Here is a 14,783-nt window from a genome sequence, read left to right on the forward strand (position 1 = left end):
CCTCGATCTAGTCAGGTCATACCAACACCAGGATAAATAGGAGGCCGCTGATGCAAGCGCCCGCAGCCTCCACCCATCCACGCAACCTCATCCCACGGCCCTCCGTGGTTACCAAACACCCCGTTTCTCCTTCATCATGCGCTCTTTTCTGGTGGCCTGCACCTCGAACCAGACGTTGTCCGCCGACACTTACACGTGAAGTCGGCAGGGTCTGTGTGAAGCAGGTGTCAGGTCGGCAGTCCAGTAGCGGAGGAGCATGGGGTGATTCATGATGGTAGGAGGGGTAGTCCGGAAAGTTGCAACTATGGCCAAATCGCCGAATCGACTGTGCCGAGCCTTCTCTCTCGTCCCGAGTGTCCTGAGACCGCGTTTGAGAGATGCCGTGCCCCGTTCCTGGTGTGGTCGTTGAGCATGTCGTGAGCGGTGCCGCGGGTGGGTATCCGTAGGACTTGACGGACGAGCAGTGGGCGTTGGTGGAACCGTTGCTGCCGCCCGCGAGGGTGGGGCCCAAGGGCGGGCGGCGGGAGAAGCATCCGCGGCGGCGGATCGTAAACGCGATCTTCTATGTCGTGGCCCGTTGACTCGAACTTCGGCCTGATAGCGCGGCGTGGTCAGCAACATCAGTCTGGCCCGTGTTCGTCCCCGAGGAGCAACGTCACCATCGCTTCGAGATGCTGGTCGCCCACCTGCGGAACAGTCCAGTTGTTGCTACGCGCGTGCTCAATGAACGCTGGGTCGAGCTCCACGTGGTAGCGCCACACATAGTGGGCCAGGTCGGAGTACCACAGCCAGTGTCCATCCGTGAGTAGGTGCAGCCCCCCGATGAGGGCGCCAGTCTCGCTCAGCACGTCAGGCACAGCCGAAGGCATGGCGACCAACGTCGTGCCGGCGCGCAGGTACTGAACAAGATCGCCTTCATGCTGCGGCGCAGCCGTTCGCACAGCAGCCCGGATCGACGGCCCGTCCGGACGGCCGTATTCCAACTCCTTGAAGCCGCCGACGATGGGGAACTTGTCGGAGAGCACCCGCCGAGAGGCCACCGACCCAGATCTCAAACGCGGTCTAAGCAAACAACGTGACCATGCTGGGGCCGCTGCTCCAGAAGAACCCGCCGGGGTAGCCGTCGTAAAAGATGCAGTCCATGGAAGCGTTGCATGCCCTGTCGACGGCTTCCGTGTAGGCGTCTGGCAGCTCGGGAGACTGGCCGCGTGGGGTAGCGTAAACGTACTTGTCGCGGTCGAGTACGACGGGGGCGTACCACTGTGATGCCTGCCCGGACGTCGATCTTGCGGGCTCGCGGGTCGCGCGGACCGGGGTCGATGTAGATACGCCGTTCGGTCACGTGCTCTGCTCCCTGGCTCTATCCAGATCGACTAGGAACTGTCCGGCGGATCATGTGTCTGTCGGACTATTGGCTCGTTGTGTCCGGCATGGGGCGGGGTGATCAACGGGATCTTGTTCCGGGTCCGGACGGGCATACCGTGGCGGGATCTTCCCGAGCGTTTCGGCAGTTGGAAGACGGTCCATGAACGGCACCGACGCTGGTCGGCGGACGGCACGTGGAACCGGATCCTGCGTTCCGTCCAAGCCGACGCCGACCTCGGGGGCCGGATCGACTGGAGCATGGTCGGCGTCGACTCGACGTCTTGCCGTGCCCATCAGCACGCGGCCGGGGCCCGGAAGAAGAAACCACATGTCCCGAAAAAAGGACAACGCCCCGGCACCACCGCCCCGACGAAGGACTCGGGCGGTCCCGGGGCGGCCTGACCTGCAAAATCCACCTTGCTGGCGAAGGCGGCTGCCGCCCGCTGGCGTTCCTGGTCACCCCCGGCCAGTGGGGCGACGCCCCGCAGATGATCGAGGTCCTCGAACGCATCCGCGTTCCCCGCCCGCAGGGCGGTCGTCCTCGGACCCGGCCGGACCACCTGGGTGGTGACAAGGCATACAGCTCACGCCGCAACCGGGGCTACTTGCGAAGACGTCAGATCAAGCACACCATCCCCGAGCCGAAGGACCAGCGGGCCAACCGCAAACGGCACGGCAGCAAGGGCGGTCGGCCCACCGGCTTCGACAGCGAGATCTACAAACGTCGCAACGAGGTCGAGCGGACGATCAACCGGCTCAAGACCTTCCGAGCCGTCGCCACCCGCTACGACAAGAGGGCCTTCGTCTTCCACGGCACCGTGGCCGTCGCCGCGATCCGCCTATGGCTCCGGGTGTGATCGCTCGACAGGAACTCGCCTTTATCAGGGGTGAGCATGATGAAGGCCGACCATTCCTCCACGCCGTACTTCAGTTCACCTCGGCGGGTCCTCGCCTGTGAGCCCGTCGACGGATTCACGGATGAGGTCGGCGTGACCGGCGTGGCGGGCGTACTCCTCGATGAGGTCAAGGAGAATGCGGCGGAGGTTGGGGCGTTCGCCGCTACGGGTGGTGTAGGCGCCCAGCTGGTCCAGCCCACCAGTGCTGAGCGCCTTGTCGACGATGGCACGGGAGCGGGCGACTGATTCCTGCCAGAGAGCGCGCAGTTGCTCGGGGGTGTCCTGCGCAGCGGAGCGGTAGTCCCAGTCGGGGGTGTTGTCCCAGTCGACGCTGTCCCAGGGAGCCCCGACGGGGGAGCCGAGCCACAGCCGGGCGAAGTGGCTGTCTTCTACGTGCGCCAGGTGCTTGAGGAGGCCGCCCAGAGTGACGGTGGACGTGCCGAGTGTGGCGCGAAGGCCGGCGGCGTCCAGGCCGGAGCACTTCCAGGCCAGGGTGGCCCGCTGCCGTTCGAGGGCGCCGAGGACGGCTGCTGCCTCGGTGCCGGCGAGGGGAGGTTCCGGCCAAGCTTCTGTTGCGCTCTCAGTCATGGCCGCAGACCTTAGCGAACGGAGCTGACAGTGCCGCCGACGGGTGAACCGCAACGAACCGATCACCCAGAACCACAAGATCCGCCGGACAGGCTGTAGGGCTGTCCCGTAATCAATCTTCGAGTCGCGATGGGCAGGGGCAGTTGCGGTGCGTGCGCTCGCCGTTATCCAGCCAAGTTCGAGCAGGCCCTGGTGGAGATCTGCGCGTCGTTGGTAGCGGGTGCGGAGCCGTTTGAACTGATGCAGCCAGGCGAAGGCGCGCTCGACCACTCAGCGCACCTTGCACATCCCGCCCTGGAAGCCGGAACGTTCCGCCGCAGGTCGCGACGATCACGGCCAGGGCTCCGTCGCAGTAAATCCGGTATTTACTGCGGCAGTTGTGAATACGTCTCCGCGATCGCACAACTACCCGAAGGCGGATCTGCTGTGAGGGCTTGAGGGGAGGAGGCCGTCAGTGCGCGACGCTGACCAGTCCTGGCGCCAGCATGTTTGCCTGGGTCATGCCCCCAGGTCCTCCGTCACGGGCAGGCACTCGGTGAGCAGGTCGACGATGTCGCGCCAGGCTCGCTGCGCGTGCTGTGGGTGGTAGCCGACACCGGGGACCACGGGGTGGTCGACCGGCGGGTGGTGGAAGGCGTGCAAGGCGCCGCCATAGACCGCGAGGCGCCAGTCGACGCCAGCGGCCTGCATCTCAGCGGTGAACGCGTTTCGTTGCGCGGGCGGCATGATCGGGTCTTCCGATCCGACCCCGGCCCACACCGGACAGCGGATGCGCGCTGCCTCGCCCGGTCGGCCCGTGGTAGTAGCGTTGACTGTCCCGATCGCGCGCAGGTTGACGCCGCCTCGCCCGAGTTCCAGCGCGATGGCGCCCCCGGTGCCGTAGCCGATGGCGGCGATCCGGTCGGGGTCGGTCCGGGGCTCGGTGCGCAACTCGTCGAGTGCCGCGTGGCCGATGCGCCGCATCCGGTCGGGATCAGCGAGCAGCGGCAGGCAACGGGCCAGCATCTCCTCGGGGTCACCCAAATAGCGGCCGCCGTGAAGGTCGAAGGCCAGCGCTACATATCCCAGCTCGGCGAGAGCATCGGCCCGGCGGCGCTCGACGTCGCTGAGCCCCATGCCCTCTGGTCCGAGCAGCACTGCGGGCCGGCGGTCGACACCGGCCGGGAGCGCGAGGTGCCCGATCATCGTCAAACCGTCGGCCGGGTACTCGACCGTACGCGTCGTAATCGTCGTCATGAGACTGGACTGTAGTGATCGTCGAGCCCGGTCCGGCCGGTGTTCTGCCGCTGGCAGAACAGCGTAGGTGTCCCTCTGAAATACGGGACGGGCCCGGCGCTCAGGGCTGCAAGATCATCCCGTTGCCCCTTTGGTGCGTATCTCGGTCACACCCCCTGGAGTCCCGCGGTTCACGCAAACTGAAGGGTTATGGGTCGGAACTCAAGGATCCGTCGTCGTGCTTCACGGTGCTGGTTCAGCGAGTTCGATGCCGACCCGCGGCCACACGGCTTCCTGGCTCTCTCGACGTGTAAGACCGCGAGCGGGCTAACCAAGAGGGCGGCTGTAACGCAGCTTGTTGAGAGAGGCGCCGCCGGTGGTGTCCACCACGGCCGCGCCATCCGGGCGCCAACCGGCTGCCTCGTAGAAGCGCCGGGCGCGTTCATTGTCTTCCAGTACCCACAGGGCAGCCTGTGGGTAGTCGGCCTGTTTGAGAGTCGCCAACGTGGCCAGCATCAACTGCTTGCCGATCCCGGTGCCCCAGACCTCGGGCAACGTGTAGAGCGTGCCGATTTCCGCGACGCCGGGGGCCTTTTCAGACGGGCCGAAACTTGCGAAACCGACGATCCCCGTCTCGGTTTCGGTTACCAGTACTCCCGACGACGGCCACCGTGTCTCTGCGATAAGTGACTTCCAATCGGGCTCGACGCGGCTTGCGTCCATGGCGTCGAGGTAGCGCTGTGGAACAAGACCGGCAAAGGCCACCTGCCACGATCGCACGTAGACACCAGCGACGGCCGAGGCGTCATCAAGCCCTGCCTGTCGAATCTGCATGGCCGTCATTCTTCAAGGCTCCACGAGCCGGGCCAAGTTCTTTTGTTGAGGAGGATGTTGAGTGCTCGGCTGTCTGTGCCAGCAGTGCGCGGGCCGAGTTCGCGTAGCGGATCGCGGTCTTCTCGTCCAGGCCGAAGACCTCGGCAAGGTGGAATGGGTCCGGGCCGTGGACGAGGGCTTCTTCGAGCTGGCGGTCGACACGGAGCCGTTCCGGTGTGGCGGTCTGGCCGCGAGGCGCCGCGGAGACGGAGACGCCGCTGATGGGCCCGGTCTCCGGCGCGGTCTGCTTGTTGATTGGAAGGTGCAGGTTGGCGGTGTCGGGCCATCGGCGCCGCCGGTGGTCCAGCCAGGCGAGGGCGAGCTGCAGCGTCAGCTCGTCCAGGGGCCGGACGCGGCCGTCGATGAGAAGTCGGCGGTTGCCGATGTCGAGGTCGTCGACGTGGAGGCGGCGGATCAGGCCGGGGCGGGCGGCGTGGACGGCCGCGAGGGCGAGGACCAGCCGGTCCGCCGGCCGGGCCACCACGGCGACCGAGGACTGGACGTGCCCGGGGTGCAGTGGCTGGATGACGCCGGCTCCTGCTGGCCGACCCGGATGCGGCTGGTGGGGTTCTTGAAGATCGTGCCGTTCCTCTTCGTCCGGGTGAACAGCGACCGCAGGGCGACCAGGGTGTGCTTGCGCTGCGAGCCGTGAACGGTGCTCAGGTGGCTGGGGATGTCGTCGCGGGTGACCTCGCGCAGGTGGTCGTAGCGGTTGGACCATTCCAGCAGCACGGGCCGGATTCGGTTGAGGTAGCCCCAGAGCGTGTGCACGTCCCGGGGGGCGAGCGGCGGCCGCCGTCGTGCAGGAGCCGGGCCCACGCCTCGACGTCGCGGCGGATACCGGCCGAGGCCGTCGAGCTTGCGCTCCAGCCACTGGTCGAACGACGAGGGCCGGTCGTCGTGGAAGATGCCGACGTGGTCGAGCACCTCCGCGATGCGTTCGACGCTGAGCCCCCGTGATCGCAGGGCCGAAAACAGCTCGGAGTACCGGAGGACTTCGCCCGCGATGTGGCCGGACAGGACGATGACCAAGGCCCGGTCGACGTCGAGGCGGACTCGGCGTGGCCAGCCGTGGGCCTCGCCGAGACGGTGCGCGACATGCCGGGCCCAGGCCGGCCGCCGAGCTCGGAAAGATCCGCCGGCCAGGCCTTAAAGATCCCCATCATCGGCGTGCCGGCCGTGAACCCATGGCGTCCTCTGGCATCGACTGGCGCCGAGGAACAGGGCAAGGGTGAGGCCGCGTGCTTGAGTGAGTGTCAGGTCCATCATGCCTGCTCGAAGGTGGTTTGCGGTAGGACGGAGGGCACGTCCGTTGAGGCTTGTCCGGGGTGGTGGCCTGCCCGCAGACTCGTCGTCATCCACTCTCCGACGTCCGTGTCGGCATCCGTTCTCGGGTGTCGACGCGTTCGTCGTGCTGTCCCGTCGTGGGACGGGTGCAGGTGGGGGTGAGGGAACGGAGGGGGACCGATGGATCAGGACATGGTCATGCGGGCGAGGGTCCAGTTGCTCAGTGCCAACCGGCGGGTGGTGCGCGGCACCGAAGGCTTGCGGATCTACCGCCTGCTGACGCAGGTCGAGCCGGAGGTGTACGGATCGAAGCTGGCGTACGTTCTGGTGGAGGCCAGCGCGTCACCGCTGGTGCGGGAGCTGCCCGAGCAGCGGCTGGCGCTGTTGGACGAGGCGCTGGCGGTGGCGTCCGCCCTGGGTGCCGCGAACCCCTACCGGGCCAAGGTGCTGGCGAAGGCGCTCGCCGCCAGGCGGGAACTCGAGGGGCGGCAGACACAAGGGATGTGAGACAGGTGCCGTTGCGCCGCAGGCACCCCTGGGGCTCTACTGGGGGCTCAGGCGCCTGCGGCCGGCAGGGAGGGCCCGCGCGGTACGGGAGGCGCACCGAGGGCTGGTTGTCCCGTTCGACCGTGACTTCGACTCCGTCGGCGGCGACGTCCGCCAGGACCTCGATGTAGGTGCGGCAACCCGGTCCCAGGGCGGTCGAGACCCGGGTTGGGGACGTCCCCGACCCGGGTCTCCGGCCCCACGCCCTCAGAACGCTGACAGCTGCGTCCACCAGCAGGTGGTGCAGTTCGCTGTTCTCGGGCGGAAAGGGCCGCGCCGCGGCCGCGGCACCCAGCCACCGGTCCTGGGAGGCTACGGCGCCGTCCGCTGTGCAGGACAACTCGACGGTGAGCTGCCGCCGCATCGACCGTGAGACCGTCATGAGCCGGTCAGCCTGAAAAACGCACTCGCCTCCCCGGCAGTCGGGGAACCAGGGACCTGGGTGAACGGGCAAGGCGGCGACCGGTGCCGGCGGTGAGACGGTCGGTCAGCCGTCCTGCCGGTCGACACGATAGAGGTAGTGGGTCCGGTCATCGACCGGGTTGTCCGGCTCCAGGTTGCCCACCCCGACCCGGCTCAGCCCCGCTCGTTCGAGGGCCCGCCACGAACGACGATTGGCTGCCACCACCGGGACGAGAACACACGGGGCGGCCGGGTGTTCGGCCCAGGTTCGCGAGACGACGGAACGGATGACGGCCGTGCCAATGCCCTGCCCGGTCTGGCGGGGATCACCGATCAGGTAGTCGATGGTCATAGCGCCGTCGGGAACAGGAACGATGGCCGCCAACTCGGCCATGTACTCGGGGTAGTCGCGCAGGCGTGCCCGCTGCACGAGACCCACCGGCCGACCGTAGAGCAGGGCGAGGAGATCCTCCGAAGGCTCCTCACCGCGGACTGCGGGGCCGAAATCGCGTACCACCGCTTCCGCCGTGGTCTCGTGATTCCACCAACGCTTCACGTGGGGCTGCTGGAGCCACTTTCGCAGCAGAGGGAAGTCCTGCTCCTCGACTCGACGCCATGTGATGTCCATGAGACCGCTCCAGGGTTGCTCTCGATTCTCCGCAGGCCAAGTGCCTTGGGGATCCTGCCGTCGACTTCACCGACCCAAGCGCGCCATGCACAGGATCGGAATGCTCAGTCCCGAGCTGTGCCGTCAAGTGGCCGCATTCCAGGGCCGATTTCCGGCTGATCAGCCGCCGGCAACTCCCGCGAACTGTCGACGCGGAGATCCGCCGCGTCGATCCAGGAGATCGTCACCACCCGACCAGGTGCCATGTCCACCGCCTCCGCCGCCAGCAGCGCCCAGTCGCGGCAAGAGGCGACACACCCGGACCAGGGGCGGTCACGGTCCACGGTCCAGTCGATGCCCGGCCCGCGGACGCCGCGACGTCCGCCGTCGAACGTGACCTCCCAGACCTGGAAGTACAGCACCGCCTGCCCGTGGTCGGCGAGGTCCCGGATCACCTCTGGCAGATGTTCCACCGGCCAGAGACCCGTCGGTGCGCCGCCCGTGCCGCACAGCGCAGCGGACCGCCGCGGGAGGACGGTCTCGCGGGCACCCAGTTCGGTGAGCGCCCAGCGCAGGCCCTCGCCCTCACTGTCGTCGGGCGCCTCCCCGCGCCGCAGGAACGCGTCGTACGTCTGCCACAGGCGTGGTACGGCACGCTGGACGCCCAGGTCGGCCAGGGCCTCGGCGGCCCACTGCCGGACGGTCGCGCTCTCGCTGCCCAGCATGCCGATCAAGGTGTCGGCGGGGCGCGGGTCACCCAGCGCGGTGAACACCTCCACGGCACACAGCTGCCCGAACGGATTGAGCGCCGGAGCCGCCGCGATCAGCGGCTCCAGCACCTGTGGTCCCAGGGCGATGAGCGTGTGCTGCGCCTCCTCGGCCACCTCGGTTGACTCCGCGTCCAGTTGGGCCACCTTACGGGCGATCTCGTCCTCCATGCGCGCCAGTCTGACCCGTACGACACCCCCGGCGCCGCCCGATTTCCGCCCGCATCGTGGAGCCGGAAGATTCAGCCGGGTACCTGGCGCACGCGGTAAGGACGTCAATTGACATCGGACGTAGGCACGTTCACATCCCACTCCACGGAGCGCGGGCCTCCCCCGTCCCCGTCGACCGGGCCCCCTGCCGGGAACCCTCGCACAGACCGCTTTCCTTCCCGAGGCCACGTGACCTCTTCGGTGCCACCGCCCATGACTTCCCGAAGCACCGGACCTACCAGGGAGCGCTGAGCCGGCCAACGATGAACCGGCGGATCGAGGACTTCATCACCTGGGCACCTGAATCTGGCCGTCCGATCCGGCCGCCTCCACGAAGTGATCCCTGAAGACCCGCGCGGCGCCGTCGGCACCGAGCGGTTCCGTCGCACCCTGGCCTGGCACCTCGCGCGGCGTCCCGGCGGGCTCATCGCGTCCTCCAGGGCCGCCGCCACGGCGCTGCCCATCCACGCGGCCGGGCTGCCCACCATCTTCGAGGACACCGTGACCAGCGGTTACTGCCTGCGCCGCCGCACACGTCGAGTCCACCGCCGCCGCCACCGAGACCCAACCGCGCGCTGGTCGCCGCGGCTCCCAGCACGAGGTTGGCGTCGGCGCCCCGGGTCCCGGATGCCCGTTCCTGCAGGTCAGACCCGGCGCCCGCCGCCTCGGCCGCCGTCGCGCCACTCGTGCCAGTCGACCCCTCCGACGTGCTGTGATGAGCCTCACCGCAAACATGAGGGCCCCCTCAAGTACGCTGAGCAACGTCGAACATGAGGGCCCCCTCCGGATGATCCTCACAGTTCGGCACCCGACCGATTCGGGTCCCCCGGATCACGGACAGGACAGCCGCCCGGTGAACGGAATCGCGGCACATCACAAGGAGATGACCATGAACAAGTGGATCAAGCGCGTCTCGACCGCTGTCGCTTCTACGGCGCTGGCAGGCGGAGCCCTTCTCGGAGTCAGCGGCACGGCGTCAGCGGCGACGGCCTCGGCGCCCGGGGAGCACACGCATTCCGCGATCACCGCCTTCGCCACCAGCGGCGACCGCGCGGACCGATACCAGAGCGTCCACCACGAGGCACAGGACGACAGCTGGGGCGCACCCCGCGGCTGGTACACGAACGACGACCGCCAGGGCCACTACGGGGAAGAGCGCTGGAACGGTAGCCACGTGTACGTCTGGGACGGGTACCGCTGGAACGAGGCGACCACGTACCGCGTCAGCGCCGAGCTTTGGCACCTGGACCAGGTCGTGTGGTTCGCGGACCAGCGCTGATGCGGCCGCAGGCCAGCACGGTCGGTTTGACCGGCCGCAACGACGTGGCTTGGGGTTGTGCCGTTGCGACTCGTCAAACCGACCGCTCGCCGAGCCGAGATCGAGCTCGAGCCGGTGAAATCGCCTCCCGGCCGAACAGGGACAACACGCGGGAACCGTGTGGGCTGCTCCCGTCCACCGGCGCTTCCGGTTGCGCCGGCGGTACCGCCACCCCCGCGCCTCGAAGCACGCGGGGAGCGATCGCAGTGCCGGGCGAGCGGGGACGTGGAAGTGAGGGACAGTGAGATCGGTCCGAACCGTGGCGCGCGAGCTGACCGTGCAGCTCGTCTTGTCGCACGACCTGTCGGTGTCGGTACATGCAGCACTGCAGTACGACGCGGGTGATCCCTATGCGGTGCGTGCCGTCTTCCACACCCCGGACCAGAGCGGAACGATCGAGTGGTTCCTCAGTCGCGACATGCTGGCTCAGGCTCTGGGCGAGCACACCGGGCAAGGAGACGTGCACATGTGGCCGACCGGCGGCCCGGGACGCGATGTGGTGAGCATGGTTCTTCGTTCCCCTGCGGGATCGGCCCTGCTCGAGTTCCCCGCGCGGGGCGTGGAATCCTTCGTGCGTGAAACGTGGTCCGTGGTGCCGCCGGGGACCGAATCCAGCCGGCTCGACCTGGACGCCAAGCTGGCACAGCTGATGGCGGACAACTGAACGCCATCCCCTGAATGGTGATGCCCCTCGCAGGACTGAGGGCCCGGATGCCGACCGCGGCACCGGGCCCGCCGTATGCCCCGCTGCATGCCGCGTTGCCCAACGTTGCATGCCCCGTTGCCAACGTCGTCAGCCGCGGCTCATGCCTCCTCGCGGCACTCGCGGCACTCCTCTTCGGGACACTCGAGAGTGGTGAGGGTCTGCTCGACCTGCTGGGGGGTCAGCGGAGGTTCGGGCAGCTCGTGGGCGCACTGCGCGCGGAAGGCGTCGAGCAGCAGGTGCAGGTGGCGGCGCCAGGCGTTGGGGGCGACAGCACGGGTTGCCTGGATGATCCCCATCTGGGACCAGATCACGAAAGTGATGTCCTCCGGAGTGACGTCGTCACGCAGGACGCCCTGCTCCTGGGCGTTGCAGAAGATCTGAGCAAGCCGTTCCTGCGTACGCTCGAACATTCCTCTGCCGAGCGCATGGATCGGCAGGCGAGCCGAGATCAGGTCATTGAAGGCGTGGTCACAGGCCTGCAGTTCGCAGAGCTTTTCCAGGTAGTGGCAGAACCCTTCCCAGGCGTCGTCCATGGCCGCGGCCTCTTCGGCTGCGGCCAGCAGGTCCGTGAACTTCGCGGTGAAGAGCTCTTCGACCAGGTCGAGCCGGCTGGGGAAGTGACGGTAGACCGTGCCGATCGCGACGCCCGCCTCGCGGGCAATACCCTCCAGGGAAGCGTCCAGCCCCTGTTCGGCGAAGGCCTTGCGGGCGGCGGCGACGATCGCGTCCCTGTTGCGCTGCGCGTCACGGCGCAGCGCCTTGGCCGGCGCCTGAGGCGCGGGCAGGACGTGCTGGTGACTCATGCCTCCAGACTAACATGAGGGGGCCCTCGAATTAGGTTGTGATCTTACTCACGGTCCGGACGGAACGTGGTCCAGGCGCACGCACGCAGGGCGCACCGGAGACGATGAGACTCCGGCACGGGCCACACCATGCTTGGCGGAGCCAAAGGCGCCTCCCCGTACGACCCTTGGGAGCTCTACCTCAGCCGACCTGCCCCGTCGGCCGCACCGTGATGTGGTTGATGTCCACGCCCGCGGGCTGGTTGATGGCGAACACAATGGTGTCCGCGATCTGCTCGGCGGTCATCGTGGCGGCTGCCTCAGGGGTGCCGCCGCGGACGTGCCAGAAGGGGGTGTCCACGACGCCGGGGGCGACAACGGTGACGCCGACTCCGTCCTGGCCGACCAGGAGACGGGTGTTCTCGGCGAGGGCGTGGGCGGCCCACTTGGTGACGGAGTAGAGATTGCCGGGGGTGTGGCGGACGCCGGCGACCGAGCCGATGATCACGATTCGGCCCTTGGAGGTCCTCAGGTGGGGCAGGGTCTCCTGGATCAGCAGGGCGGGGCCCAGGACGTTGGTGAGGATCATGGCGCGCATGTCCTCAGGGGCGTGGGTCTCCAGGTTGCCGGGCAGGGAGAAACCAGCATTGGCTATGACGTTGTCCAGCCGGCCCCAGGTGTCCAGCACGCGGCGGACGGCGGCGGCGACGTCATCCGCTTCGCCGGCGTCGCCGGTGATCATCAGCAGCCGCTCGCCCTCCCCCGCAGTGGTGGCGAAGGCGGCCAGCTTGCCCGCGTCGCGTCCGGTGACGGCCACGCGGTGGCCCTGCTTGAGCAGGGCGCGGGCGGTGGCGGCGCCGATTCCGGTCGACCCACCGGTGATCAGCGTGACGGGTTCCATGGGACGGCCTCCTCGGCGACGGGGTCATCGGGGCAAAGCGCCTGCACTATACCCAGCGATCTTCGACGCTCGCTCCCGGCTTTCTCCGACGGCTCCGCTCCTGACCGTGGACCAGGAGTTGGGCAGTGTCATGCCGATCAGTCGAGTCGTTGATAGGACTGTGGGGCATAGGGGTGATCTGACTGACGCCCAGTGGGAGCGACCAGAGCCGCTCCTGCCAGTGAGCAACCGACGCTGTAGCCGCTGGCAGGACCATCGGCAGGTAATCAACGGGGTGCTGCACCGGATCCGGACAGGCGTGCAGTGGCGCGATCTGCCGGAACGCCAGGGGCCGTGGAAGGCGGTGCACGAGCGGCATCGCCGCTGGTCAGCTGACGGCTCCTGGGAGTTGCTCGTCCAGCGGGTCCAGGCCGAGGCTGACGCGGCCGGCGACATCGACTGGGATGTGTCCGTGGACTCGGCCTCCGTGCGAGCCCACCAGCACGCGGCCGGCGCCCGGCTGGCGCCGCCACCGCGCCCCAAAGGGGGCTTTGGCAAGGCGGTCGGGAACGCTCAGATCCGGGCGGAACTGACTGACCTCCTGGCGGAGGTGGCGCAGGAGATGAGGCGCTCGGCCGCTCACGCGGCGGCCTTACCACCAAACTCCACCTGAGCGCGGACGGTCGCGGCCTCGCCGCCCTCCGCGGTGCCAGCCCCGTGGAAGCTTCGTCTGGAAAGACCCAACGCCGCCGACTCAACCGCGGCGGCGACCGCCAGGGCGATCACCGCGACCGAGGAGGAGGCGAACAAGCTGGTCAGCCGGGAGCGTGCTGCCATCGAGCACGGCCTCGCCGACCTGAAGAACTGGAGGATCCTGACGAAGGTACGGATGAACGCCCGGCACGCCACCGAGTTGAGTAGGTCCAGCCTTATCCCATCCGGCTGGTGAACTGGTTCATGTCGAAATAGTCGCGCCAGGCGTTGATCTTGCCGTCGGTGACCTCGAAGGTCCCCATGACCGGCAGTTCGAACGATTTGTCAGGGAGCTTGAAGACATCCACCCGCTCGGTCATCACGATCGGTCCGTTGGCCGCGATGTTGATGACGCGGAACTCGATGTGCTCAATGCCCGGCGGGCCAGGGCGGATGAACGAGGTGATGGTGTTGGCGATGGCCTCCCGGCCGGAGATCGGCGCCAGCGGGATGTTGTGGTAGATGGCGTCGTCGGTGAAAAATGCTGCCAGTTCGGCGGCCCCAGTGTTGTCCGACCATGCCGCGCAAAACCTGCGCACTACCTCGATCGGGCTCTCCATCTGGCTCCTCCCGCGGTTGATGTGAACAGTGCACTGCGATAGCCCGCTAAGCGGTGAGGATGAGCTTTTCGTGCGCTGTGCCCACCTCGAGGAGGGCGTGCGCCTGCGCGGCGTCCCGCATCGGCAGCAGCCGCTGGGCACGCAGGCGGAGTTGCCCGGAAGCGAGTAGTGGCATGGTCTGCTCGACCGCGTCGGGGGCGCGGTCCGGGGTGGGGGCGGAGAGGGCGACGCCGAAGTCGGCCGCATGCTCGTCCGCGAGGGTGATCACGCGCGCGGGGCCGCCCGCGAGTTCGACAGCGTCGCGCAGGCCGCCCTTGCCTCCGGCGTCGAAGACGGCGTCCACCTTGCCGACGTGCGCGCGCATCTGCGCAAGGAGCGCCGATCCGTAGCGGACCGGGATCGCGCCGAGATCCTTGGCGAACCGCTCGTCGCTCGGGCCGGTGGCGCTGAAGACTGTGAGGCCCTGGGATACGGCCAGCTGGGTGGCGATCACGCCGACCGAGCCTCCGCCGCCGAGGACGAGCAGGGTCTCGCCGGAGGTGACGCCGAGTTGGCGCAGGACGCCGACGGCGGCTTCGGCCGAGGCGGGCAGCGCTGCGGCGTCGGCCCAGCTGACGGTCGCCGGTTTGACGGTCCAGTCCGAGGCGAGGGCGTATTCGCCGTACCCGCCGAGCGTGGGCAGCTGGGCGGCGACCTCGTCACCCAGCGACACGCCAGTCACGCCTGGTCCGAGGGCGTCGACGGTGCCGGCGGCCTCGAAGCCGAGAACGGCGGGGTCAGGCAGCGGGAAGACCTCTCGGAGGTCACCGCGCCGGATCTTCAGGTCGGTCGGGCCGACTCCCGCCGCGTGTACGCGCATCCTGATCTGACCAGGTCCGGGTGCGGGCAGGGCGACTTCCGACCACACGAGCGTCTCGGGCGATCCGTATCCGGTGAGCACTGCTGCGTACGGCATGGATACCTCCTGCTCCTGGCGATCCGCGCGAGATGATGTGGGAGCGGCACGCCTCGACGGTGGTGCTAGACAG

General features: G+C 68.2%; 15 protein-coding genes and 4 pseudogenes. 6 read left to right on the plus strand and 13 right to left on the minus strand.

Annotated elements, in window-relative coordinates; translation table 11 throughout:
- Window positions 1–449: 449 nt before the first annotated feature.
- A pseudogene (locus tag ABZ642_RS28170) lies at window positions 450–569 on the plus strand (transposase); the annotation flags it as partial.
- 51 nt (window positions 570–620) lie between these two features.
- Here ABZ642_RS28170 and ABZ642_RS28175 read toward each other — a convergent pair.
- Window positions 621–1,025, minus strand: coding sequence for a hypothetical protein (locus ABZ642_RS28175; RefSeq protein ID WP_360489235.1), 405 nt, complete (start codon window positions 1,023–1,025; stop codon window positions 621–623).
- 415 nt (window positions 1,026–1,440) lie between these two features.
- Between ABZ642_RS28175 and ABZ642_RS28180 the strand changes: the two are divergent.
- Window positions 1,441–2,222: pseudogene (locus ABZ642_RS28180) on the plus strand (IS5 family transposase); the annotation flags it as partial.
- A gap of 75 nt (window positions 2,223–2,297) precedes the next feature.
- Here ABZ642_RS28180 and ABZ642_RS28185 read toward each other — a convergent pair.
- From ABZ642_RS28185 to ABZ642_RS28210, 6 genes and pseudogenes are all read right to left on the minus strand, one after another.
- Window positions 2,298–2,849, minus strand: a complete 552-nt coding sequence (locus ABZ642_RS28185; protein ID WP_360489236.1) for a DinB family protein — start codon at window positions 2,847–2,849, stop codon at window positions 2,298–2,300.
- A 171-nt stretch (window positions 2,850–3,020) separates the two neighbouring features.
- Window positions 3,021–3,140, minus strand: a pseudogene (locus tag ABZ642_RS28190) (transposase); the annotation flags it as partial.
- A 207-nt stretch (window positions 3,141–3,347) separates the two neighbouring features.
- A complete protein-coding gene (locus ABZ642_RS28195; RefSeq protein ID WP_360489237.1) occupies window positions 3,348–4,085 on the minus strand; it encodes a dienelactone hydrolase family protein in 738 nt (245 codons plus the stop codon).
- A gap of 306 nt (window positions 4,086–4,391) precedes the next feature.
- Window positions 4,392–4,898, minus strand: coding sequence for a GNAT family N-acetyltransferase (locus tag ABZ642_RS28200; protein ID WP_360489238.1), 507 nt, complete (start codon window positions 4,896–4,898; stop codon window positions 4,392–4,394).
- Entirely contained in the window at window positions 4,873–5,418 is a 546-nt protein-coding gene (locus ABZ642_RS28205; protein WP_360489239.1) for a hypothetical protein, read from the minus strand. The genes ABZ642_RS28200 and ABZ642_RS28205 overlap by 26 nt, the downstream gene beginning before the upstream one ends.
- On the minus strand, window positions 5,352–5,864 hold the full coding sequence (locus tag ABZ642_RS28210; protein WP_360489240.1) for a hypothetical protein: 513 nt from the start codon (window positions 5,862–5,864) through the stop codon (window positions 5,352–5,354). Before ABZ642_RS28210 ends, ABZ642_RS28205 begins: the two co-directional genes overlap by 67 nt.
- 540 nt (window positions 5,865–6,404) lie before the next feature.
- Here ABZ642_RS28210 and ABZ642_RS28215 point away from each other — a divergent pair.
- Window positions 6,405–6,731: a hypothetical protein gene (locus ABZ642_RS28215; protein ID WP_360489241.1), complete on the plus strand. Its 327-nt coding sequence runs from the start codon at window positions 6,405–6,407 to the stop codon at window positions 6,729–6,731.
- Between the two features lie 526 nt (window positions 6,732–7,257).
- On the opposite strand, the gene ABZ642_RS28220 is transcribed toward ABZ642_RS28215, so the two are convergent.
- Together ABZ642_RS28220 and ABZ642_RS28225 are read right to left on the minus strand one after the other, a co-directional pair.
- Window positions 7,258–7,800, minus strand: a complete 543-nt coding sequence (locus ABZ642_RS28220; RefSeq protein WP_360489242.1) for a GNAT family N-acetyltransferase — start codon at window positions 7,798–7,800, stop codon at window positions 7,258–7,260.
- Window positions 7,801–7,904: 104 nt separating this feature from the next.
- Window positions 7,905–8,717, minus strand: coding sequence for a HEAT repeat domain-containing protein (locus tag ABZ642_RS28225; protein ID WP_360489243.1), 813 nt, complete (start codon window positions 8,715–8,717; stop codon window positions 7,905–7,907).
- Window positions 8,718–9,645: 928 nt separating this feature from the next.
- Between ABZ642_RS28225 and ABZ642_RS28230 the strand changes: the two genes are divergently transcribed.
- Together ABZ642_RS28230 and ABZ642_RS28235 are read left to right on the plus strand one after the other, a co-directional pair.
- Window positions 9,646–10,035: a hypothetical protein gene (locus tag ABZ642_RS28230; protein ID WP_360489244.1), complete on the plus strand. Its 390-nt coding sequence runs from the start codon at window positions 9,646–9,648 to the stop codon at window positions 10,033–10,035.
- A gap of 298 nt (window positions 10,036–10,333) precedes the next feature.
- A complete protein-coding gene (locus ABZ642_RS28235) occupies window positions 10,334–10,738 on the plus strand; it encodes an SsgA family sporulation/cell division regulator (protein WP_360489245.1) in 405 nt (134 codons plus the stop codon).
- 140 nt (window positions 10,739–10,878) lie between these two features.
- Here ABZ642_RS28235 and ABZ642_RS28240 read toward each other — a convergent pair whose 3' ends face one another.
- Together ABZ642_RS28240 and ABZ642_RS28245 are read right to left on the minus strand one after the other, a co-directional pair.
- Entirely contained in the window at window positions 10,879–11,583 is a 705-nt protein-coding gene (locus tag ABZ642_RS28240) for a helix-turn-helix domain-containing protein (protein WP_360489246.1), read from the minus strand.
- Between the two features lie 181 nt (window positions 11,584–11,764).
- A complete protein-coding gene (locus ABZ642_RS28245; protein ID WP_360489247.1) occupies window positions 11,765–12,463 on the minus strand; it encodes an SDR family oxidoreductase in 699 nt (232 codons plus the stop codon).
- Between the two features lie 130 nt (window positions 12,464–12,593).
- Between ABZ642_RS28245 and ABZ642_RS28250 the strand changes: the two are divergent.
- Window positions 12,594–13,216, plus strand: a pseudogene (locus ABZ642_RS28250) (IS5 family transposase); the annotation flags it as partial.
- A 155-nt stretch (window positions 13,217–13,371) separates the two neighbouring features.
- On the opposite strand, the gene ABZ642_RS28255 reads toward ABZ642_RS28250, so the two are convergent.
- Together ABZ642_RS28255 and ABZ642_RS28260 are read right to left on the minus strand one after the other, a co-directional pair.
- Window positions 13,372–13,755 (minus strand): limonene-1,2-epoxide hydrolase family protein, encoded by a 384-nt coding sequence (locus ABZ642_RS28255; protein WP_360489248.1) that lies wholly within the window; start codon window positions 13,753–13,755, stop codon window positions 13,372–13,374.
- Window positions 13,756–13,801: 46 nt separating this feature from the next.
- Window positions 13,802–14,710, minus strand: coding sequence for an alcohol dehydrogenase catalytic domain-containing protein (locus ABZ642_RS28260; protein ID WP_360489249.1), 909 nt, complete (start codon window positions 14,708–14,710; stop codon window positions 13,802–13,804).
- Window positions 14,711–14,783: the final 73 nt, after the last annotated feature.

This window comes from Streptomyces sp. NPDC007157 (genome assembly GCF_040634235.1).
GTDB lineage: Bacteria > Actinomycetota > Actinomycetes > Streptomycetales > Streptomycetaceae > Streptomyces.